At 61.5% G+C, this 21,667-nt stretch carries 18 protein-coding genes and 1 pseudogene; 13 read left to right on the top strand and 6 right to left on the bottom strand.

Annotated elements, in window-relative coordinates; translation table 11 throughout:
• Positions 1-155 precede the first annotated feature (155 nt).
• Positions 156-1,028, top strand: a complete 873-nt coding sequence (locus ACXJ16_RS22865; protein ID WP_463922184.1) for an SGNH/GDSL hydrolase family protein — start codon at positions 156-158, stop codon at positions 1,026-1,028.
• A 344-nt stretch (positions 1,029-1,372) separates the two neighbouring features.
• Here ACXJ16_RS22865 and ACXJ16_RS22860 read toward each other — a convergent pair whose 3' ends face one another.
• From ACXJ16_RS22860 to ACXJ16_RS22850, 3 genes and pseudogenes are all read right to left on the bottom strand, one after another.
• Positions 1,373-2,749: a transposase gene (locus ACXJ16_RS22860; protein WP_463922183.1), complete on the bottom strand. Its 1,377-nt coding sequence runs from the start codon at positions 2,747-2,749 to the stop codon at positions 1,373-1,375.
• A 300-nt stretch (positions 2,750-3,049) separates the two neighbouring features.
• Positions 3,050-3,816 (bottom strand): annotated as a pseudogene (locus ACXJ16_RS22855) (SDR family NAD(P)-dependent oxidoreductase).
• 23 nt (positions 3,817-3,839) lie between these two features.
• Positions 3,840-4,688, bottom strand: coding sequence for an SDR family NAD(P)-dependent oxidoreductase (locus ACXJ16_RS22850; RefSeq protein ID WP_324699378.1), 849 nt, complete (start codon positions 4,686-4,688; stop codon positions 3,840-3,842).
• Between the two features lie 235 nt (positions 4,689-4,923).
• On the opposite strand from ACXJ16_RS22850, the gene ACXJ16_RS22845 reads away from it, so the two are divergent.
• The 8 genes from ACXJ16_RS22845 to ACXJ16_RS22810 all read left to right on the top strand — a co-directional run bounded on the left by ACXJ16_RS22845 (position 4,924) and on the right by ACXJ16_RS22810 (position 14,363).
• Positions 4,924-5,820 carry a LysR family transcriptional regulator gene (locus ACXJ16_RS22845; protein WP_324699379.1) on the top strand — a complete coding sequence of 299 codons (897 nt, stop codon included), beginning with the start codon at positions 4,924-4,926 and terminating at the stop codon, positions 5,818-5,820.
• A 171-nt stretch (positions 5,821-5,991) separates the two neighbouring features.
• Positions 5,992-7,044 (top strand): aldo/keto reductase, encoded by a 1,053-nt coding sequence (locus tag ACXJ16_RS22840; protein ID WP_463922177.1) that lies wholly within the window; start codon positions 5,992-5,994, stop codon positions 7,042-7,044.
• 79 nt (positions 7,045-7,123) lie between these two features.
• Complete coding sequence (locus ACXJ16_RS22835) at positions 7,124-8,251, top strand: NADH-dependent flavin oxidoreductase (RefSeq protein ID WP_463922175.1); 1,128 nt, start codon at positions 7,124-7,126, stop codon at positions 8,249-8,251.
• Positions 8,252-8,278: 27 nt separating this feature from the next.
• On the top strand, positions 8,279-8,782 hold the full coding sequence (locus tag ACXJ16_RS22830; RefSeq protein WP_463922174.1) for a (2Fe-2S)-binding protein: 504 nt from the start codon (positions 8,279-8,281) through the stop codon (positions 8,780-8,782).
• A complete protein-coding gene (locus ACXJ16_RS22825) occupies positions 8,779-9,771 on the top strand; it encodes an FAD binding domain-containing protein (protein WP_324699382.1) in 993 nt (330 codons plus the stop codon). The genes ACXJ16_RS22830 and ACXJ16_RS22825 overlap by 4 nt, the downstream gene beginning before the upstream one ends.
• On the top strand, positions 9,768-12,158 hold the full coding sequence (locus ACXJ16_RS22820; RefSeq protein ID WP_463922172.1) for a xanthine dehydrogenase family protein molybdopterin-binding subunit: 2,391 nt from the start codon (positions 9,768-9,770) through the stop codon (positions 12,156-12,158). The genes ACXJ16_RS22825 and ACXJ16_RS22820 overlap by 4 nt, the downstream gene beginning before the upstream one ends.
• Before the next feature lie 109 nt (positions 12,159-12,267).
• Complete coding sequence (locus ACXJ16_RS22815; RefSeq protein ID WP_463922169.1) at positions 12,268-13,041, top strand: SDR family oxidoreductase; 774 nt, start codon at positions 12,268-12,270, stop codon at positions 13,039-13,041.
• Between the two features lie 189 nt (positions 13,042-13,230).
• A protein-coding gene (locus tag ACXJ16_RS22810; protein ID WP_463922167.1) for an IS3 family transposase occupies positions 13,231-14,363 on the top strand; the annotation gives its coding sequence in 2 pieces (ribosomal slippage) (positions 13,231-13,492 and positions 13,492-14,363; 1,134 coding nt in all).
• An 873-nt stretch (positions 14,364-15,236) separates the two neighbouring features.
• Here the strand turns inward: ACXJ16_RS22810 and ACXJ16_RS22805 are convergent.
• On the bottom strand, positions 15,237-16,181 hold the full coding sequence (locus ACXJ16_RS22805) for an alpha/beta hydrolase (protein WP_463922165.1): 945 nt from the start codon (positions 16,179-16,181) through the stop codon (positions 15,237-15,239).
• Positions 16,182-16,487: 306 nt separating this feature from the next.
• Entirely contained in the window at positions 16,488-17,150 is a 663-nt protein-coding gene (locus ACXJ16_RS22800; protein WP_443478757.1) for a TetR/AcrR family transcriptional regulator, read from the bottom strand.
• Positions 17,151-17,194: 44 nt separating this feature from the next.
• On the opposite strand from ACXJ16_RS22800, the gene ACXJ16_RS22795 reads away from it, so the two are divergent.
• From ACXJ16_RS22795 to ACXJ16_RS22785, 3 genes are all read left to right on the top strand, one after another.
• The gene (locus ACXJ16_RS22795) at positions 17,195-17,950 is read left to right on the top strand and encodes an SDR family NAD(P)-dependent oxidoreductase (protein WP_324699388.1); all 756 of its coding nucleotides are present in this window, start codon (positions 17,195-17,197) and stop codon (positions 17,948-17,950) included.
• A gap of 20 nt (positions 17,951-17,970) precedes the next feature.
• Entirely contained in the window at positions 17,971-18,957 is a 987-nt protein-coding gene (locus ACXJ16_RS22790) for an MBL fold metallo-hydrolase (RefSeq protein ID WP_463922162.1), read from the top strand.
• Between the two features lie 312 nt (positions 18,958-19,269).
• Entirely contained in the window at positions 19,270-19,866 is a 597-nt protein-coding gene (locus ACXJ16_RS22785; RefSeq protein WP_463922160.1) for an AAA family ATPase, read from the top strand.
• A gap of 38 nt (positions 19,867-19,904) precedes the next feature.
• Here the strand turns inward: ACXJ16_RS22785 and ACXJ16_RS22780 are convergent, their stop codons facing one another.
• Complete coding sequence (locus tag ACXJ16_RS22780; RefSeq protein ID WP_463922158.1) at positions 19,905-20,801, bottom strand: DMT family transporter; 897 nt, start codon at positions 20,799-20,801, stop codon at positions 19,905-19,907.
• 13 nt (positions 20,802-20,814) lie between these two features.
• Between ACXJ16_RS22780 and ACXJ16_RS22775 the strand changes: the two genes are divergently transcribed.
• On the top strand, positions 20,815-21,384 hold the full coding sequence (locus ACXJ16_RS22775) for a helix-turn-helix domain-containing protein (RefSeq protein ID WP_463922156.1): 570 nt from the start codon (positions 20,815-20,817) through the stop codon (positions 21,382-21,384).
• Positions 21,385-21,667: the final 283 nt, after the last annotated feature.

Below are 21,667 nucleotides of genomic sequence, written 5' to 3'. Positions count from 1 at the left end.
AGGTCAATGATGTGGGGCTCTATAGCAGCTATTCATGAAGTGCGGTCACTACCGCACTTCGGTCATTCGTAAATTCAAACTTCAAAGATGTAAGGCCGTTGGTAGTTCCTTCGTGAACCTTTGATTGGGTGCACGGCATCGAAAGGAATGCAAACTTGCGCGATTTGAAATGGGGTTTCGGCTGCCTGCTCACTTTATTGAGTATCGCCGCCTGTGCGACACCGCGTTCCACGCATGTCAGTCCGATCTCGCCGGCATCAATCTATGTGGCAATGGGGAGTTCTTATGCCGCTGGGCCTGGCATCACGACTTCAGCGGATCAGCCACAGAACCGGTGCGCGCGATCAACGGACAACTACGCGCATATCCTGGCTCGAAAGCTAAATTTGCGGCTCATCGATGTAAGTTGTAGCGGTGCTACAACCGAACATGTCCTCGGGCCGTGGAAAGAACTGCCAGCTCAGATCGAAGCGCTGACTGTCGACACCAAGCTAGTCACGGCAACAATCGGTGGCAATGATGTCGGCTATTTCGGGATGCTGTGGTCTGCCTCCTGCACTACGGCTCCAGTGCCTGCCGCGTCGCGCAATTTCAAATGCCCCTCGCCCCCGGCAGGGGCTGATGCGTGGACAAAGGTCGAGGCCGGTATGCGACAGATCGCCGCCGAAGTTCATCGGCGGTCGCCTACCGCCCGACTGGTTTTCGTGGATTATCTGTCTGTCCTACCCGCAACGGGGACATGCGGTAATGCTCCCATGAGTCCGGATACGGTCCAGAGCATTAGGCTGGTCGCGCAAAGGCTCGCGCGGCTCACCAAGCGTGTGGCAGCAGAAACGCAGGCCGACGTTATCCAGGCATCGACATTGTCAGCCCACCACGATGCCTGCAGCCGCGATCCATGGATTACGGGTTTCCCGACGGAGAGATCGGCACCGGGTTTCGTGCCCTATCATCCCAATGAAAACGGCATGACCGCTATTGCTGACGCGTTGATGCAGCGGCTCGTCACCGTTCCTAGAATACCATAGTCGTTTTCGGGGAGCTCCAGCGCCGGACATATCGACTCTCCGCATCTGCATTTTCAAAATCGGGCATGCTGCAATCCACCCATCCCGACTGCCAGCCGATCGGGTCGACAAGCGTAACCGGACCGACGGCTTCCTGGCACGCCAGATCGGCCCTCGAGTGGCTGACTAGGGCGCGTTGCTGCCAGTCCGTCGCCGACCCCTATCGGACGCTCAGCATCCAATTTTTGACCTCTAGGTGCTGACGGTCCGCTTTCCCGGCGGGTGTCGACCGATAGTGTTGAAAAATCCCCCGTTGAGATCGACGCTGTTGCCAACTCAGGGGCAGTTAGGAGGGCTCATTCCGATTATGCAGGCCCTGGGGTGGCGGGCATCGGGATCAGCTTAGCCATCTTGCGGAGGTTTTGTGCTGTGGCAGCCAAGAGGAACTCGTCTTTTGCACCATTTGGTCCTCGCAGACGCAAGCGGTCGAGCTTGAGGATGCGTTTGAGGTGGGCGAACAGCATTTCAACTTTTTTTCGCTCCCGGCGGGAGGTGACATAGGCGTCGGTTTTGGACAAATCTCTTGCCAGATCCCGTGCCCCCTCGTGGATTGATCGGATCACTTTTCGGTTGGGCTGACCTGGGCAGCATTGCGGCTTGAGAGCGCAGGCATCGCAATCATGTTTACTGGCGCGGTAGCGGATGAACCCGTCTTGATCGACGTCAGGCGGTGGGATCGCATAGTTCTTGCGGCGCGGGAACAGCTCTTTGCCGCCGGGACATACATAAAGATCATTTTGATGGTCGTAGCGGAACTCAGCGCGTTGGTAGCTTCCAGTCCGGCGGCCCGCATGATCGAAAATTGGAATATGCGGTTCGATGCCGCGCTCATGGACAAGCCAAGCGATATTGGCGGCATCGCCATAACCAGTATCGGCGGCCAAGCGCTGTGGCCAAATGCCAAAGCGTTTCTGCGTCCTATCGATCATCGTTCGCTGCGCCGTCACCTCGGCAGGGCGAATGGCCGTGGTGGCTTCAACATCAACAATTACCGCGTTTTCCAAATCGATGAGATAATTGGTGCTGTAAGCGAAGAAGGCTTGTCCGCCATGAGCGCTCGTCCAGCGCGCTGCAGGATCGGCAGGTGACAGATATTTGGGCGTGACGGGCGATGCCGCGCCGAACGCTGCCGCATCGAGCACCTCCAAATACTCCCGGGCTGCATGGTTGCCGATGTCCGGGGGCAAGCCTTCCTCGCCGGGCACACCTCGCTGCCGGTTCGCGTCGGCCTTGATCAGGCTGGCGTCGACGGCAAACCCCTCACCACCGACCAATCCCTCCTCGATACAGCGCGTGACCGTCATCTCGAACAGGTCCCGCAACAGATCGCTATCCCGAAAGCGGCCGTGGCGGTTCTTGGAGAACGTCGAATGATCCGGCACCGCTCCGTCAAGGCCGAGGCGGCAAAACCAGCGATAGGCAAGGTTGAGATGCACTTCCTCGCAGAGCCGCCGTTCTGACCGGATCCCCAGGCAATAGCCAATCAGCAGCATCCGGATCATGAGTTCGGGATCGATCGAAGGGCGGCCCGTCTCACTATAGAATGGCCGCAGCTTCTCCCGGATACCGCTCAGGTCCACAAAGGGGTCAACGGCCCGCAGCAGGTGACTTTGCGGCACATGGTCCTCTAGGCTGAAGCTGTAAAACAGCGCCTCCTGCATCACCGTTCGAGCACCCATCATCAGACTGTCTCCCTACGACAGGACCAGTGAATCAGGACTTCACGACTACTGCAAGGCTGAGTTTTTCAACACTATCGACCAACTTCAGCCGTTGCATCGCCACGACAAAAGAGTCAGCTCGCGCCGAAACCGGTCGTCCACCTTAGTATAGTGCGGCATGAGCAGCACCTCCCAGAATGTGAAACTGCGACGCTCATCGCTCGACGCTTGCGATCCTTAGTTTGCATGCCCGGGCTTCCGCGTTTTCTCGAAAGCGGGAGCCTTTTCCGGCAAAGCGCCGCAAGTCTGGCCGCGCTTAATTTAGGTCACCTGGTCGGTCGGCATGACCCACATTTCTGCGATCGACGCACGGCGCGGACGGGTCACCATGAACGCGATCCCATCCGCGATATCCTCGGCTTCAAGGCGCTCATGCTGTGCGTTGAACGGCTCCAGCATCTCGCTGAGCATGTGGTCATTATTATGCGAAATGAGCTCGGTCACGACCGCGCCGGGTTCCAGCACACCAACACGGACATGGCGCCGTGTCACCTCCTGGCGGAGCGACTCGGTGAACCCATTCACCCCGAACTTGGTCAGGTTGTAGATCCCAAAAAGTGCGGATGCCCGTCGTCCAGCGGTCGAACTGATGTTCACCACGTCGGCGACGTTTCGGGGCCCAGCCGCCGCCGCAGTCAGCAGATGCGGCAGAGTCGCATGCTGATGTAGAGCAGGCCACGCACATTGACGTCCAGCATACGCTCCCATTCATCGACATCTGCGCCGACGATCGGGCCGATCAACATGAGGCCGGCATTGTTGATCAGGATGTCTATCCGACCGAAGCGGGCGATGACCGACTGAATGGCGGCTTCTGCCTGTGCCTGGTCAGCGATGTCGGAAGGAACGGTGAGTGCTGTCCCTCCAGCCGCTTCAATCTCGGCGACAAGGGCGTCGAGCCGCTCTTTGCGGCGTGCCAGGAGCGCGACCGAGGCGCCTGCTTGCGCCAAGCGTCTTGCCGTGGCGGCGCCGATGCCGCTGCTTGCGCCGGTCACGACCGCAACGGTTCCCGTCAGTTTCGAAATCATGAGTGGGCCTTTCTCAGTAATGATTAGGCCGTTGCATCGAAGGACATCGACGCGGACAGGTCGCGGTGCGCATCAATCTGACCCTGAATGATATTCAGATTGGCCTCGACGGCAGCGATGGCATCTGAACCCGCCACGAAGCGCTGGGGCAACGCCCCGGAGTCCGACAGGGTTACCAGCGCCGCAGCGAGCTTCCCGGGATCACCGACCTGCTGGCCGTTCATGCCCTTCAACGCTTCGATCGTCTGCGCGGTGCGCTCGGCATAGTCCTCGATCGAAAGCTCGGGCCAGATTGTCGAGGCGCCCTCGACCAGCAGCTCGGTGCGGAAGAAGCCCGGCACGACGGACATGACGGCGATGCCGTATGCCTCGAGTTCTGGGCGCAATGAGTCGAGCCACCCTTCAAGCGCAAACTTCGATGCCGCGTAGGCTGACGTGAATGCTCCGCCGACCAGAGCGGCGGTGGAGGTGACAGTGATCAGCTGACCGCTACGCTGCTTGCGCAGAATCGGCAGGATGGCACGGGTTACGTTCAACGGGCCGAAGAAGTTGGTTTCCAACTGCGCCCGGAACTGCGCGTCGCTGATCTCCTCGAAAAAGCCCGCATAGAAGTTGCCGGCATTGTTGACGAGAACATCGATCCGGCCGAAGCGATCGACCCCGGCCTGGGCGGCTGCCGCTGCGGCCTTGGAATCGGTGATATCCAGCGCGACGGTCAGAAGATGGTCGTGCGCACCAACCGCTTGCCGCACCCGCTCTGCGTCGCGTCCTGTTGCGATGACGGAGTGCCCTGCCGCCAGCGCCTTCTGCGCGATATCGACGCCGAGTCCGCGGCTCGCACCGGTGATGAACCATACTTTCTCGTCAGCCATAGAATCTGCCTTCTCTTCTTGTGATGCCGCGCCGCGGCCTCGGTTTGTTGAGCAGCCGATCGAGACCGACACCCAGCCGCGTTGCCCGAAATCCAGCCCTCAGATCGCTGCCAGGCACTACCGCCGCTGCGCACAGGGGCTCACCATAATCCGGCGACAAGTCGATATTTTAATTCATCCGGGAATGGCCTATTAGATGGCATTATCTGCATAGACCTAGAAATTGGGCTTCTGAATGCGCCGAGAGAACGTGAATGACTATCTGGCCTTTATCGCGGTCGCGCGTGCGCAGAGCTTTACCAAGGCTGCGGCTCAGTTGGGGGTCTCACAGTCGGCGCTGAGTTATACTGTGCGCACGCTGGAAACGCGTCTGGGACTGCGATTGCTCACGCGCACGACCCGAAGCGTTTCGGTCACCGAGGCTGGCGAACGTCTGCTCAACAGCATCGGCCCGCATTTTGACGAAATCGAAAGCGAGATCGCGGCGCTGAGCGGGATGCGCGACAAGCCGGCCGGCACGGTGCGTATCACCACCGTGGAGCACGCCGCCGAAACCATAATCTGGCCAAAGCTCGCGCCTTTACTCCTCGAATACCCGGACATAAACGTCGAGATCATCAGCGACTATGGTCTGAAAGACATCGTCGCAGACCGATATGACGCGGGCGTGCGGCTCGGTGAGCAGGTCGACAAGAACATGATCTCGGTCCCGATCGCCCGGGATTTTCGCTTCGCCGTCGTCGGCGCACCGTCCTACTTCGAAGGACGGCCACCGCCTCTCACGCCCCACGACCTGACAGAGCATAGCTGCTTGAAGCTCCGGCTACCTACCTATGGCAGTTACTACGCATGGGACCTTTACAAGGATGGGCGTGAGCTGAAGGTACGCATCGACGGACGGGCAGCGTTCAGCACCTTGGTTCTGATGCGCCAAGCCGCGCTCGAGGGGCTAGGGCTTGCCTATCTTCCCGAAGATCAGGTGGACGCGCTGATTCAGGAGGGCCGACTGGTCCGCGTCCTTGCCGACTGGTCGCCGCCACGGCCCGCCTATCATCTCTACTATCCGAGCCGCCGGCACCACTCCCCCGCTTTTGCGCTCGTGCTCGAAGTGCTTCGCTATCGCAGCTCCTGACCTCTGCACAATGCGGAATAACCCCGCGACACACTCCCATTAAGAAAACGCGCTTCTAAGGCTATGCAGAATGCGGTGGCTAATCACTTAATGCCGTGAGGTTTATCTTCATCCGGTGAAATGGTCTCGGGCGCGTCTGCGGTGAGGACCAAGCATCGGAGACTTAGACCCATGAAGTATCGCAAGCTCGGCAATTCGGGCCTGTCGGCCTCGAACCTGATCCTTGGCACCATGGGCTTCGGGACCGAGACCCCCGAGGACGAAGCCTTCGCTATTCTCGACGCCTTCCTCGAAGCAGGTGGCAACATGATCGACACGGCCGACGTCTATGGCGGCGGCGCGTCGGAAGAACTCCTCGGTCGCTGGCGGGCCGCACGCCCCGAGACCACGAGCCGCCTTGCCATCGCGACCAAGGCACGGTTTGGAACCGGCCCCGATGTGAACGATGTCGGCACGTCTCGCCCCCACCTTCATCGCGCGCTGAATGCGTCGCTCAAGCGCCTCGGGGTCGAGGCGATCGATTTGTATCAGATGCACGGCTGGGATCCGCTGACTCCGATCGAGGAGACGCTTGCCTTCCTCGACGCAGCCGCGCGTGCCGGCAAGATCCACTATGTCGGATTGTCCAATTTCACCGGCTGGCAACTCCAGCTTGCGCTCTCGACGGCTAAGGCGATGGGTCTTCAGGTGCCGATCACGCTGCAGCAGCAGTACAGCCTGGTGTGCCGCGAGATCGAGTATGAGGTCATCCCCGCCGCGCTGCATAACGGCATCGGATTGCTGCCTTGGTCGCCGCTGGCAGGCGGGTTCCTGAGCGGCAAATATGATCGCGCGCACGGCGTGGACAAGGACGGTACGCGCTACGGCAACGGCAACCCGATGCTCGGGCATATCGGCAAGGAGCACGCCGCGTCCGAACGCAATTGGGCAACCGTCGATGCGTTGCGGCAGATCGCCGACGAGATCGGCGCTACGCCCAGCCAGGTCGCGCTGAGCTGGGTCAACAACCGGCCGTCTGTGACGGCGTCCATCATTGGCGCCCGCACTATGGGGCAGCTGGAGGATAACCTTGTCGCTGCGAACCTTCAGATCGACGCCGATGCGATTTCGAAGTTGGACAGCGTCAGCGCCCCGACACCGGAAGACTATCCCTATGGTCGCTTCGGCACGCTCCAGCGCGAACGATACATCGACTCCAGCGAACAAGCTCTGCGCGAACTCTGATCACGCCGCTTTAGCATCACTCGACAGAACCCGGAGGGCGGCAGCTGCCCTCCTTTGATCACATGACGGACCTTCGAATATGAAACCAATGAACCTTCTTGAACCTGTCTCGCTGGGTCACGGCATCCTCCTGCGAAACCGCGTCGCGATGGCCCCGATGACCACTTGGGCTGGCAATGACGACGGCACTGTGTCCGGCGAAGAAGAGGCCTATTACAGGCTGCGCGTGAAGGACGTGGGCCTGGTCATCACCGGTTGCACCCATGTCCAGGAAAACGGCATCGGGTTCACGCATGAATTTGCGGCTTACGACGACAAGTTCATTCCAAGCCTGAAGCGGTTGGCGACGGCGGCCAAGAGTGGTGGCGCCCCGGCCATCCTTCAGATGTTCCATGCCGGCGTAAAGACATCGCCGGATCTCGTATCCGACATCGTCGCCGCGAGCGCGGTTGCCGGCGACGCGGGGCCATCGGCGCCCGCGGTGATACCGCGTGCGCTCGCCAACGCTGAGGTCGAGGAGGTCGTCCACGCCTTTGGCGAAGCGACCCGCCGCGCCATCGAAGCGGGTTTCGATGGCGTCGAGCTGCATGGCGCACACGGCTTCCTGCTTCAGAATTTCTTCTCGCCACATTTCAACCAGCGTGATGATCGGTGGGGTGGCTCGCTGGAAAATCGGATGCGCTTCCCGCTCGCCGTCGTGGCGGCGGTTCGCAAGGCGATCGCCGATCATGCAACGCGCCCGTTTGTGCTGGGTTATCGGATCACCGTTGATGAACCCCATGACGATGGCCTGCGTATCGCGGACTCGCTCAATCTGGTCGATCGCCTGATCGCCGCCGGGATCGACTATCTCCATATGTCGCTCGCCGATGCGCTTGAGGCACGGCCGGTCGACGCGCCGGACGGCCTGACGATCACCGAGATCGTGCGAGACTATCTGAATGGCCGTATCCCGCTCATTGCAGCAGGCCAGATTCGGACACCCGAGCAAGCGAGCCAGGCGATCGCGGCAGGCCTGTCGCTCGTCGCCGTCGGTCAGGGGCTGGTGATGAATCCAGATTGGGTCCGCCACGCGCGCGGCGATGTGCCGGGACCGGTCGCGCTTGACGTCGGCGCTTCGGACGTGCCGCGTCTCGCAATACCAGCCAAATTGTGGACCGTCATCGAGGCCATGACCGGCTGGTTCAATGTGCGGCAGGCTGCCTGATCCGTTTGCGAAAAACAGGAGCACCCCATGGCGAACGGCTCAACAGCGCTGGAGATCAATGGCAGGCGTCATGATCTCCAGCTCGACATACGCACGACGCTGCTCGACGCGCTGCGCGAGCATGCCGATCTGTGCGGAACAAAGAAGGGCTGCGATCAGGGCCAGTGCGGCGCCTGCACGGTTCATGTCGATGGCGTGCGGGTGCTGAGCTGCCTGACCCTGGCGGCACAGGTCGAGGGGCGCCGGATCACGACGATCGAGGGATTGCGGCCGGCCGACGGAACGCTGCATGCGGTTCAAACCGCCTTCATCGAACACGACGCGTTCCAGTGCGGATACTGCACCCCGGGCCAGATCATGTCCGCTGTCGCTTGCATCCGCGAAGGCCATGCCGACAGCGATGACGAGATACGCGAATATATGAGCGGCAATATCTGCCGCTGCGGCGCCTATCCGCACATCGTCGCGGCCGTTCGCGATGCTGCTAGTCGCCTCAAGCCCAACCCGCCCGAGCATGGAGCGACACGATGAGGACCTTCGATTATATTCGCGCCGACGATGCGGCGACGGCAGTCGTCGAAGCGCGCAAGCCCGAGACGAGATTTCTGGCAGGCGGAACCACGCTGCTCGACCTCATGAAACTCAATGTCGAGCGCCCGGCGCGCCTGGTCGACCTTACGCGCCTTTCCGGCCTCGATTCGATCGACGTGTCGGCCGACGTTATCCGGATCGGGGCGCTCGCCAGGATGAGCAAGGTCGCGGACCACGCCGACGTCAAGGACGTGGCGCCGGTTGTCTCGGAAAGCCTGTGGCGGGCGGCCTCGGCGCAGCTCCGCAACATGGCGTCGATCGGCGGCAACCTGATGCAGCGCACCCGATGTACCTATTTCCGCGACCCCGGCGCTTATGCCAACTGTAACAAGAGCAATCCCGGCTCCGGATGCGCGGCGATCGGAGGGGTCAACCGCAATCACGCGGTGCTCGGCACCAGCAGCGCCTGCATCGCCATCTATCCGGGAGACTTTGCAGTCGCGCTTACGGCATTCGATGCCAAGGTCATTGTCCGGGGCTCATCTGAGCGGTCCATTCCGGTCAACGATTTCTTCCTCGTCCCGGGGAAAACGCCACACATCGAAAACAGACTTTCGCCTGGCGAGATGATTGTCGGCGTCGAGATACCACGCGTCGCGGCATTGAAGCGCTCGCACTATCTCAAGGTCCGCGATCGGGCGTCCTACGAGTTCGCAGCCGCCAGCGCCGCCGTCGGCCTCGAGCTCGAGGCCGACGGCAGGACCATTCGCGATGTCCGCATCGCCTTGGGCGGCGTCGCTACCAAGCCGTGGCGCCTGCACGCTGTCGAAGCGACGCTTAAGGGCAAGACGCTCAATGAGGCAACGCTGCGCGCTGCCGCCGCTGCCGCCGTCGAGGGCGCGACGTCGAGCGGCCATAACGCCTTCAAGATCGAGCTGACGCCCAAGGTCGTGGCACGTGCCCTGATGACGGTGGGAGATATCGCATGAGCAAGGATACCGATCTCGATATCGGTCTGGACCGCCGCACCATCATGAAGTTGGGCGCCGGCGCCGCCGCCGTCGCCTCCACCGGGCTTGCCTTTACAGGCGAGCCGGCGCTTGCCAATGAGCCCGCCCCCACTGCGCGCCCTTCGCTGGGAGCGCCGCTGTCGCGTGCCGAGGGACCTCTCAAGGTCGCCGGTCAGGCGCGCTATGCGATCGAGCAGAAGCTTGAGAACATGGCGTACGGCGTCACCGTGCAATCGACACGCGCGGCGGGACGGATCATCAGCATCGATACCTCGGCAGCCAAGGCGCTGCCCGGCGTCATCGACGTCTATACCCATCAGAATTCGCTGAAGATCAATAAGCCGACCTTCTACGGCGCGGGCGGCGGCGCAACCGAGGTGTTCACGCCGATTCAGGATGACATCGTCCGTTTCAACGGCATGCACATCGCGCTCGTCGTTGCCGAGACCTTCGAGCAGGCGACCGAAGCGGCCAGCCTGCTCAAGGTCGTGTATGAGGATGCGAGCCCCATCCTCGATCTGGACGATCCCAAGGCCAAGCCGCAGCCGATCAATGCGATGGCCACCGCATGGGGCGACGCTCCGGCCGCGCTCGCCAGCGCCGAGGTCAAGTTGAATGCGACCTACACGACCGCACGCGAATACAACGTGCCTCTGGAACCCCATGCCTGCATCGCGTCATGGGCGGACGGCAAGATCACGGTCTGGGAACCCAGCCAATGGGTCGGCGGTGCGCGCGGCGTCGTGGCAGAATGGCTCGGCATCCCGATCGACAATGTGCGGGTGATATCGCCCTATGTTGGCGGTGGCTTCGGGTCGAAGATCGGCGCGCATCCCCATGTCGGGCTGGCCTGCGTGACGTCCCGCGAGCTGGGGCGGCCGATCAAGGTCTCGCTCACCCGTCCGCAGACGTTCACCGGCCTCGGTGGCCGCCCTGCGACCAGGCAAAATCTATCGATCGGCGCGACGAAGGACGGAAAAATCCTCTCCATTGTCCATGAGAGTTGGAACGAGACCGCGATCGACGAGACCCATGTCGAGGCGTGCAACAATGTGACGAAGATCATGTATGCCACGCCTAATCTGACGTCGCGGCTCAATGTCGTGCCTGTCAATGCGGTCATGCCCGGTTGGAAACGCGGCCCCGGTGAGAACCCCAGCGCGTGGGCGCTCGAAAGCGCCATGGACGAATTGGCCTATGCCCTCAAGATGGACCCGCTCACGCTGCGCCTCGCCAACTGGGCTGACGTGGATCCGAGCAACCAGATGCCCTGGTCGACCCGGCAGCTGCGCGAAGCCTATGCGGCCGGCGCGGAAGCGATCGGCTGGTGGAAGCGCAATCCCGAACCCCGCTCGATGCGGGAAGGCCGGCAACTGATCGGCTATGGCATGGCCGCAGGGGCCTATCCGATGATCCGCACCGCCAGCGAAGCGAAAATCGTCCTGCATGCCAGTGGGCAGATTGAGGTTCTCAGCGCCGGCACCGATATCGGCACGGGCACCTATACTATCCTCGCCCAGACCGCGGCCGATGCGCTGGAGGTTTCGGTGGGCTCCGTGACGGTTCGCCTCGGTGATACGATTCTCCCCCGATCAGCGCTCGCCGGGGGCTCGCAGCAGGCCAACAACCTGGCCGGCGCGGTCGCCCGGGCGGCGAAGAACGCGCGCGACACCTTGCTATCGCTTGCGGCGACCGATCCCAAGTCGCCATTGGCGGGCGCCAAGATATCAAGCCTGACTTTCGAGAAGGGCGTCATCCGGCCGGCGCGGCGAACGCGCGGAGGGATTAGTTTCGCCGACCTGCTGAAGGCTGTCGGTCAAACCAGATTGGAAGTGGAAGGCAACACCTTCGCCGCGGGCGCCACCGAAGACATGAAGAACGGCGCCGACCGCAGTTTCGCGCAGTTGAAAGGCGCCACCGAAGGCGGGCTTTCCGCGCACAGCTGGTGCGCGCATTTCGTCGAAGTCCGCGTCGATGAGGACTTCGGCACGATCCGCGTCAAGCGCATGGTGTCCGCCTTCGACAGCGGCCGGATCTTCAATCCCAAGCTGGCCGAAAGCCAGTGGATCGGCGGCATGATCATGGGCCTTGGGCAGACGTTGCTCGAAGAGGGCTATGTCGACCAGCGCGACGGCCGCACGGTAAACGCCAACTTTGCCGATTATGCCGTGCCCGTGAATGCCGATGTTCCGGACGTTCAGGTCATCTCCGTCGGTATTCCGGACATGAGAGCCACGGCACTGGGCGGCAAGGGCGTCGGCGAAATCGGGGTCGTGGGGATCGCGCCTGCGATCGGCAACGCCGTCTTCCATGCGACGGGTAAACGCATTCGAAGTCTGCCGATCACACTCGAGAAGCTGGCCTAATTTATCGCAAGGCCTTGCATTCTCTCAATCGCCAGGGCCGCGCAAGCCTGACGCTGAAAGCACGATCGGGCAAGGATTTCAGTCCATTCTACAGGAGCACCTCAGACAAATGACCGGAAATCCATCCTACGACTTTTCCGGACAGGTCGCCTTGGTCACCGGCGCTAGCGCCGGCATCGGCTTCGCCACCGCCAAGGCTTTTGCCGAAAACGGCGCGTCGGTGATTCTGGCAGACATCGATATGAACGGCATTGTCGAGGCTGCAACGAAACTCTCTACGGCTGGTCATTCTGCCATCGGGCTGCCTTGCGATGTCACAGACGATGCGCAGGTGGCTGCCCTCATTGCTAAGGTCGTCGAGACCTACGGCAGGCTCGACATGGCATTCAACAACGCCGGGATCGCCGGCCCTTCGGGCATATTCACTGAAGAGACGGTCGAGGGCTTCGATGCGGTAAACAGCGTCAATCTTCGCGGCGTTTGGTCGTGCATGAAATACGAAGTGAGTCAGATGGAAAAGCAGCGTGGCGGTGCGATCGTCAACTGCTCGTCCCTGGGCGGCCTGGTCGGGCTACCGGGTCGCGCCGCCTATCATGGTACGAAGCACGCGGTGCTCGGTCTAACGAAGAGCGTGGGCGTTGAGTATGCGTCCCGAGGTATCCGGGTGAACGCGGTGTGCCCCGGCGTCGTCGAAACGCCGATGCTTGGAGACCTCGTCGCACGGTCTGCTGAAGCGATGGAGCAGATCCAGCGCGACCAGCCCATCGGCCGTCTCGGTCAACCCGAAGAGATCGCAGCTGCCGTTCTTTGGTTGTGCAGTCCCGCCGCGAGCTTCGTCGCTGGAGCATATCTCTCCGTTGACGGCGGCTTTGTCGCCCACTGAACCGTGCATCTATCCGGATCGAACGCCGGCAGCACTTCCATTCCCCGGACCCGCGAATGGCAGAAGGTCCGATTATCAAGGAAGAGAGAGAAGACATGAAGATAGAGGTGGCCTGGGGAATCTGCGCACTGAGATAATTGGATATTCTGCCTGAGAGCGGCCAGAAAGGCTGCGAGATAGGAGCAGAGAATGAGCAGACGACCCCGGCGCAACCACAGCCCGGCTTTCAAGGCGAAGGTAGCGCTTGCCGCGATCAAGGGCGAGAAGACGCTGGCGGAGCTGGCACAGGATTATGACCTGCATCCCAACCAGATCATGACCTGGCGCATGCAGTTGCTTGAAGGGGCGGCCGGCGTGTTTGGCTCGGAGAAAGCCTCGGACGAGCCCGCGATCGACGTGAAGACGCTGCACGCCAAGATCGGTGAGCTGACGCTGGCGAACGACTTTTTGGAAGGCGCGCTCGGCAAGGCAGGACTGTTGCCGAGCGCAACGCGATGATTGACCGAACGCACACCTTACCGGTGAAGCGTCAGGCGAAGGAACTGGGGATCAGCCGGGGCAGTGTCTATTATCTGCCCCGGCCGGTTTCGTCGGAGAATCTCGCGATCATGCGGCGCATCGACGCGTTGCCCCTGGAGTTTCCGTTCGCGGGAAGCCGAATGCTACGTGATTTCCTGCGCCAGGAGGGTATCGAGATTGGCCGCTGCCATGTCGCGAGCCTGATGAAGAAGATGGCGATCGAGGCGGTCTATCGCCGTCCCAGCACTTCCAAGCCGGCGCCAGGGCACAAGATTTACCCCTATCTGCTGCGTAAGCTGCCGATCGTGAGGCCCAACCAGGTCTGGGCTACGGATATCAGCTACATCCCCATGGCCCGGGGCTTCGTCTATCTCGTCGCCATCGTCGATTGGTTCAGCCGCAAGGTCCTCAGCCACCGGATTTCGATCACGCTGGAGGCCGACTTCTGCGTGGAAGCGCTCGAGGAAGCCCTGGCGCGCTATGGCAAGCCGGAGATTTTCAATAAAGATCAGGGGAGCCAATTCACGAGCCAGGCCTTCACCGGCGTGCTCCGGCGCGAGGGTATCGCGATTAGCATGGACGGCCGCGGCGCCTGGCGCGACAATGTCGTGGTCGAGCGGCTGTGGCGGTCGGTGAAGTGCGAAGAAGTCTACCTGCACGCCTACGCTTCGGTCAGCGAAGCGCGCAACGCGATCGGCCGATATCTGGGCTTCTATAACGCCCGGAGACCTCACTCGAGCCTCGGTGGGCGTCCGCCCGATCAAACCTACATTGACAATCTGCCACAGGCCGTGGCAGCGTGAATTGGCCGCGACTTGCGGGGCGTCACTCCGGCCGGGCTACGCCCGACCTCCATGACGCCCCGCAGGCGGCAGCTTGAACAACCAACCCGCAGACGATCCACTTATCAAACGTCAAAGGCTGTTCAGACGAGCCGGGCCACTTCTCTCCCTGTTATTGCACGGATCTGATCTATCAGGAGATGGGGCCTGCACTAGCGTCCACCGAACGACACAGGATTGCAAAACGCCGCGATATAGCGACATTGGCTATTGCGGAACGAATGGGCCATGAAACGATCAATCCTGGCGCGGAAGTTTTGGTGCGGCTGAATCATGCCCTGTTTCGATGAGCTAGTTCGCAGCATCTGCCCGCTGAAATTGACCGTCCGATCTGTGTTCTACAGCGCGATGTTTCGGAACGAGATCACGCGTAGAATTCAAAGTGAAAGATATCTCGCCATCGATCTCTACAGTCGCGACCAGGTCGAGATACGGTATCAGCGCAGCTCTGAATATCACGCGCAGAACAATGCGCTCGCAGGAAATACGAGAAATCGTGCCGCTTGCCGACAGCGCGGTCAACGACATGCAGCGGCGGGTAAAATTCCCACCGCACTTCTATCTCACCTCGAGCTGAGTGGCTTGGAGCAGAAAGAGGAGCACGTCCTGAGCGCCGGTGGTTATGTCTGCTTTTTCCGAGACCAGCCGTTCAACACCGCGCCTGCGAATGGCTGCTTCGTCCCAGCCCCGGCCATAACCGGACTGACCGCTCGTAGGCGCGGGACTTTTCCAATTGAGCGGCTTGGATGGGCGCGTTGCTGCCAGTCCGTCGCCGACCCATTCCAGACGCTCAACGCTAAAACTTTCCTTCCCAGGAGCCGACTGGTCGCTATCCTACTGGCGGAGCCCGACTGTGACCGGCAGTAGGTACTTCAGCCCGTGGGTGAAGCCGCGCGGCGCGACGCTGACGTGATCTTCGTCATTGAGAACTTCCGTCTGCAAACGAAGGGAGGGATATCTGCGGGATCGCAGGATCTGATCCATGTCCCTGGTATCAGTCACCATATTGGCGGATTTGGAAAAACGCGCATCGCCGGGTCGCGTCTCTTCGTATTCGCCAATGTACATGTAGACCCGCGCCGGCAAGTCGTCGTGGCTGGTCGCGTAGGCGCGTGCCTGATTCACCATGAAATGATGATCGTACCAGAACGAGGGGCTCCCCAGAACATAGCCATCAAACAGGCCGGGTTCGCTCAGCAGGATCTGCATGCCGAGCAGCGAGCCGTATGAATGGCCCAGAAAAATCCGCCGCTTCTCGTCCGTCCGGTAGCGTTGAGCGACGAAAGGTAGCACTTGGTCCCGAACATAGGTTTGATAGGCCTTCGCTTGACCGTGTACCGCTCCCTTCGGCGATCCGGCAGGGCCGTTCTCCGTCGGAGTGTAATCGCGACGGCGGCTTTCCACGCCGCCTTCCCCTTTTGCATAAGAGAGCCCGACGAGGATGAACTCTTCGATGGTCGGCCCCTCGACATTGAGACGGCGGCCGATCTGCTTGAGCATCGGGAACGCGTAATCGGCGTCCGTCGCATAGATTACCGGATATCGACGCTCAGGCTGTGTGCGGTAGGATGGCGGTAGGGCCACGAAGACCTGATAGCCTCGTTGCGATGCGGGATCGGGCACGTCCCATACCTCGCTTTCGGTGACCTCGTAGGGCCGCCCGTCCCCTCGTTGTACGGCTACGCCGGGCGTCTCTTTTGCCTGGGCCTGTCCCGTGGACGCATCCGTGCAGGCGGCGAGCGCGTTGGCACAGAAGCCGATGAAAAGGAATTGCTTCAACAATGCCGCCCCCGTCTTAACAATCTCGAGCTTAGATCCCGGCGGCCCCCGGCCGTCAGAATTCGTAATCACCGTAGAGTGTTAGCAGTCGCTCGGAAGACTGTCTCGATCACGTCAGCCCCAAGGAAAGGCGCTTCGTCGCATCGCTTGAATGATCAGATCGGCAATTTCATCGCCATCAAGAGCATTCAAACTAAAATCAGGCTGATTGGATTAAGACGAGTGCCGAGCGTTTTCTGAAACCGACCCATTCCGGACCTTAAATGGCAAATTGAGCGCACCGATAAGAGGAAGGTCCGCTTATCCTTACACGCTCCGACTGGCGGCCACCAAATAACCGTGGCAGGCCTCGGGGAGTTCGCGCCGAAGTCGCGCGAAATTTTCCTCTGAAGGGTCGGCCTCCATGACGACCCGGACGGACCCGCCCAACAGCGCCGCTAGCATGAAAGCCACTGACGCTCGGTCGGCGAATTGCGCATCGCAGGCACTGGCGAGCAGCCCATCGATCGACACCGTCATGGTCTGCGCCGCTCTGCTCATCAGTTCGGACAAGTCAAATTCGGCAGAGATGCCGTAGATAGCGCGCGAGGCGACCATGTCTGCCATCTTCGCGTCCAGCCAGGCCGTCGCCACGCCATGCGCGATCGTCTTGAGGTCACCGCCCATCAACTGGTCTGTCGCGTCCCTCATCGCCGTTTCGATCAGGTTGAACTGGCGCTCGACCAGAGCGAAGAGCAACGCCTGCTTGTGGGGGTAATACTGGTACATCGTACCTACGGAAACGCCGGCGCGCTCGGCGACCCGCGTCGTGGTGAGATGTCCGAGTCCCCGCGTCAGCAAAACCTGAATGGTCGCGCAGTGAATGGCCTCGATCGTCACGGCAGAACGCACCTGTCGCGGCGTCTTGCGCGGTTTTAGCAGTGCAGGCGTCGGGCGGCTCATATGCGAATACCAAAGCTGAAGGATCATTCATATCTAAGGGAGAAGAACGATCCCCTGCAAGGAGTTTTCCGTTGAAGACTGTCCTCATCACCGGTTGTTCGACCGGCTTCGGTCGCGACACGGCCTTACATTTCCTCAACCAGGGCTGGCGCGTGGTAGCCACCATGCGCAATCCGGCCGCCAGTACACTCCCGACGTCGGACCGGCTGCATATCCTTCCGCTCGACGTGACCGATGCAGACAGCATCGCGGCTGCAATCGGGCAGGCCGGAGCGATCGACGTGCTCGTGAACAACGCCGGTATGGGATGGCTGAACGCGGTCGAGGGCTCGCCTCTCGAAACGGTGCGCGAGGTTTTTGAAACCAACCTGTTCGGGGCGATCGCGATGATGCAGGCCGTCCTTCCCGGGATGCGAGAGCGACGCTCGGGCGTCGTCGTCAATGTCAGTTCCAGCTCGCTCTACAAGCCCTTGCCCCTGCTGTCGGTCTATCGTGCCAGCAAGGCGGCGATGAACGCTCTCAGCGAATCCGCCGCGCACGAACTGGCACCCTTCGGCATCCGCGTTCGGGTCGTCATGCCCGGCATGGCGCCATCGACCAGTTTTGGCAGCACCGCCCAAGGCCACGTGGCCGATGCCGGTGGCTTCGCCGAACCCTATGCCGACTATGCCCGGCAAACGCTGGCGACGATGATGGAGGCTGCCAATGGCCCGGTCACAGAGGCCCAGGACGTCGCGGATGCGATCTTCCGTGCGGCGACCGACGCGGACTGTCCGGCGGTTCTTCCGGCGGGCGCAGACGCCATTGCCTGGGCGGAGGTGAAGTGATCCACTTGAAGCGAGGCCCTATGTCATCCGCGAACCGCTACTACTCCGGGCCCGTCTCATCCCACTTCGACGGGCACCGCTTTACGAACTCGGCAGGAGAGCCGGAAACGGACCGGTCTATGCGCGATATCCTGCGCTGGTATCGCACGGCTCCCCGGACCAGATGGCCGAAATCGATGCCGGTGTCTCCCATCGTTCCGGCGGAACGGGTGGAGGGATTGTGCATCACCATGGTCGGCCATGCATCCGTGCTGATCCAAACCGGCGGGCTCAAGATCCTGACCGATCCGGTCTGGTCCAACCGTGCCAGTCCGCTCGCCTTTGCCGGGCCGCGCCGCGTGACCGCGCCGGGTGTCCGGATGAGCGATCTGCCACCCATCGACGCGGTCCTCCTGTCCCACAATCACTACGACCATCTGGACGTTGCGACCCTGCGTCAGCTTCAGGCGCGGCATGCCCCAAGGATCATCACCCCTTTGGGCAACGACAGCATAATTCGCCGCCACATCCCCGATGCCCGCGTCGAAACGGGCGACTGGTTCGACCGCTTCGACATCGCCCCGGGTGCTCAAGCGCATGTCGTACCGGCCTTGCACTGGTCATCGCTTGGTGCCCGCGACCGCCGCATGGCTCTGTGGGGCGGCTTCATGTTGCAGGCCTTTGGCAGGACGGTCTATTTCGCTGGGGACACTGGCTACGGCACAGGTGCGATCTTTCGCAACTTGCGGGCACGCTTCGGGCCGGTCGATGTCGCAATCCTACCGATCGGTGCGTATGCACCGCGCTGGTTCATGGCAGCCCAGCATACCGATCCCGACGATGCCATCCAGATCATGCTGGACCTGGGTGCAAAAGCGGCTGTCGGCATGCACTGGGGGACATTCAAGCTGACGGACGAACCCTGGGATGAACCCGCCCGGCGCCTAACGGCGAGCCTGCGTACAGGCGGCATCGATGCCGCGAAATTCATAGCCATGCGGCCTGCTGAAACAGCTGAATTCGAATAGCTACATGCCCCGGGGTGCGCGTACACCACCGACCCTTTGTCGCCGTTCAACCGCCGATTGTCCGCTCCCAGGTGCAGCCGGTCTGCTATGCCATTCAGGATGCCCAAGACTGGCCGATAGAAGACCGTCGGGTTCAGAGTGCGGAAACTGGGATAAATGCCGCTATCGCGCGGCAGTAGCCCACCAGATGTTGCAGTCCACCTCTGTTCGCCTGAACATCTGGGTTTATCGTAAGCTGCCGATCGAGCGCCACTAGACTGCCGGACAGCAGCCGCTGCAACGCTGCAAATCCTGAAACTCGATTAAACTGCAATGCCCCGGCCATTTTGTATCAGCAAGGCCGGTTTTAGCCATAAGGATCGTATGACCAACAACCTTCATATCATCACTGGCGGCCCTGGATCAGGAAAAACGAGTCTGATTGACGCGCTCGCGATGGAGGGAATCCAACATATGCCAGAGGCCGGCAGGGCTATAATCCAGGACCAACTGGAGATTGGCGGCACAGCCCTACCCTGGAGCGATCGGGAAGCGTTCGCAGCGCTAATGTTAGGATGGGAGATGAGGTCTTACCGTGAGGCGACGAGCGTGCGTGGCCCCATCATCTTCGATCGCGGTATCCCTGACGTAATCGGTTATCTGCGCTTGTGCGGATTGCCGGTTCCGAGCTCCGCGATCAACGCGGCCGTGCATCGCCGCTATGCAAACAAGGTGTTCATCGCTCCGCCGTGGCCCGCTATTTTCGAGCAGGACACCGAGCGCAAGCAGACGCTCGCGGAGGCAGAGGCGACCTATCATGCGATGGTCGATGTTTATACCAGTTTTGGCTACGAGCTTGTCGCACTTCCCTTGGTATCAGTAGTGGAACGAGCAGATTTCGTCCGCAGCCGGATCGCGCAGCCTTCCTGAATTTCGATCCCGTTACAGGAGTACTGGCATAACACCGCTCAATGCTCCTGAATGGTGGAGCGGCGCGGCTTGAGTTCGCTGACCACTACGCCGGCGACGATGAACGCCGCGCCGACCAACGCCAGCGCCGGAAGGCGGTCACCCGCCATTCGGCCGACCACGCCGCCCCATACCGGCTCGCTGGCGTAGATGATGGTCGCCCGTGTCGGCGACACCGACTTCTGCGCCCAGTTCATGGTGAGCTGGATGAGCGCACTGGCGGCCCCGAGCCCGACCGCCGCGGCAAGCCACACCCAGGAGAAGGCGGGCAGCGCTTCGCTGGCGATCGGCATGGTGGCAAACGAGAGCAGCCCGCCCGCGATCAATTGCACGACCGTCACGCGTCTGCTGTCCACCTGCGGCGCGAAGTGGCTGATGAGGATGATCTCACCGGCGATCGCTGCCGCGCTGATGAGCGTGGCAATTTCGCCCCGGCCGAGGCCGACGCCAAGGGCATTCGGCCCGGCCAGAAACACGAGCCCCATGAAGGCGAGAGCGATGCCTGCCCAGGTCATAGCGGCGGGTGGACGGCGCAGGATCACCCACTGGATCAGCGGCACCATCGGGACGTAGAGCGCGGTCAGGAATGCGGAGGTGCTGCTGTTGATGGTTTGGAGACCATAGGTCTGGAGCGCGTAGCCTAGGAAGATGGTGACGCCGATCGTGCCGCCCGCGACCAGCTCCGTCCGGGTTAGCCCACGCATCGCGCGGCCGAATACGGCTAGCCCGATCAGCCCTGCGGTAACGAAGCGCAACCCGACGAAGAACAGCGGCCCGCTGTGGCGCATGGCGACATGCACGATCAGGAACGTCGCGCCCCAGAGCATGGTCACGCCGATCAGCGCAAGTTCCGCACGCGCAAATAAGACTTTACGGGTGGTGGTAGTGTGCAGCATAGTGCGCTTCCCTATGAGCAGCATATTGCACAGTCAAGACGGGCGCGGTGATGTTCTCGCTCACGTCGCCAGCAACCTTCGGCGCCTGCGCCAGGCGGCAGGGGTGAGCCAGAATGCCCTTGCCAAGGCGTCAGGTCTCAGCCGGCGCATGATCGTGAACCTGGAGGGCGGCGACACCAACATCAGCCTCTCCAGCCTCGACCGCCTAGCCGACGCGCTCGGCGTCGGGTTCGTCGCGATGGTCGCCGATCCCGACGCCGAGAGCAGGCGCATAGAGGCAGTAGCTTGGCGAGGCGCCGCGCTCGGCAGCGAGGCTGTGCTGCTCGGGAGCGTGCCGGCTACCACCGAGGCGCAGCTATGGCGCTGGGCGCTAGCGCCGGGCGAGCGCTACGTTGCCGAGCCTGATCCCGCCGGGTGGCACGAAATGGTCGCCGTGACCGAAGGCTGGTTGCGGGTGGAACTGGAGGAAGGCAGCCTGTCGATCGAAGCGGGCGACTTCGCGATCTACAGCAGCGCGCAGGCTTATGCCTATTTCAACGACGGAAATTCAATTGTCCGTTTCATACGCAACGTCGTGAGTTGATTCATGCTTCACCATCCTTTTAGGAAAAGCCACTAACAGCGGCTAGCGGTTGATCCCGCCGTTCGGCGATGCGACTGCGATGACTGGTTTGTTCCAACCCCGGTCAAAAGCGGACCGACCGCTCGCAGGCGGGCCACTTTCTCATCTGAGCGGCTTGGATTGGCGCGTTGCAGCCACTTCCCCCGTCGACCCTTGTCGGTCGTTCAGCACCCAATTTTATGCTCTCAGGTGCGGACGGTCTGCTCTCCCGGCAGCTCGCGACCAGTCACGTCATACAAATCCC

This window comes from Novosphingobium sp. TK71, assembly GCF_055361505.1.
Note: the sequence above shows the minus strand (reverse complement) of the source record. Positions and strands in the feature narration are given on the sequence as shown.

What these genes read in the sequence shown, in the direction of transcription:
- ACXJ16_RS22860 (WP_463922183.1), bottom strand. Translation starts at nt 2,749, where the DNA reads ATGATGGGTGCTCGAACGGTGATGCAGGAGGCGCTGTTTTACAGCTTC.
- ACXJ16_RS22850 (WP_324699378.1), bottom strand. Translation starts at nt 4,688, where the DNA reads ATGGCTGACGAGAAAGTATGGTTCATCACCGGTGCGAGCCGCGGACTC.
- ACXJ16_RS22845 (WP_324699379.1), top strand. Translation starts at nt 4,924, where the DNA reads ATGCGCCGAGAGAACGTGAATGACTATCTGGCCTTTATCGCGGTCGCG.
- ACXJ16_RS22840 (WP_463922177.1), top strand. Translation starts at nt 5,992, where the DNA reads ATGAAGTATCGCAAGCTCGGCAATTCGGGCCTGTCGGCCTCGAACCTG.
- ACXJ16_RS22835 (WP_463922175.1), top strand. Translation starts at nt 7,124, where the DNA reads ATGAAACCAATGAACCTTCTTGAACCTGTCTCGCTGGGTCACGGCATC.
- ACXJ16_RS22830 (WP_463922174.1), top strand. Translation starts at nt 8,279, where the DNA reads ATGGCGAACGGCTCAACAGCGCTGGAGATCAATGGCAGGCGTCATGAT.
- ACXJ16_RS22825 (WP_324699382.1), top strand. Translation starts at nt 8,779, where the DNA reads ATGAGGACCTTCGATTATATTCGCGCCGACGATGCGGCGACGGCAGTC.
- ACXJ16_RS22820 (WP_463922172.1), top strand. Translation starts at nt 9,768, where the DNA reads ATGAGCAAGGATACCGATCTCGATATCGGTCTGGACCGCCGCACCATC.
- ACXJ16_RS22815 (WP_463922169.1), top strand. Translation starts at nt 12,268, where the DNA reads ATGACCGGAAATCCATCCTACGACTTTTCCGGACAGGTCGCCTTGGTC.
- ACXJ16_RS22800 (WP_443478757.1), bottom strand. Translation starts at nt 17,150, where the DNA reads ATGATCCTTCAGCTTTGGTATTCGCATATGAGCCGCCCGACGCCTGCA.
- ACXJ16_RS22790 (WP_463922162.1), top strand. Translation starts at nt 17,971, where the DNA reads ATGTCATCCGCGAACCGCTACTACTCCGGGCCCGTCTCATCCCACTTC.
- ACXJ16_RS22785 (WP_463922160.1), top strand. Translation starts at nt 19,270, where the DNA reads ATGCCCCGGCCATTTTGTATCAGCAAGGCCGGTTTTAGCCATAAGGAT.
- ACXJ16_RS22780 (WP_463922158.1), bottom strand. Translation starts at nt 20,801, where the DNA reads ATGCTGCACACTACCACCACCCGTAAAGTCTTATTTGCGCGTGCGGAA.
- ACXJ16_RS22775 (WP_463922156.1), top strand. Translation starts at nt 20,815, where the DNA reads ATGAGCAGCATATTGCACAGTCAAGACGGGCGCGGTGATGTTCTCGCT.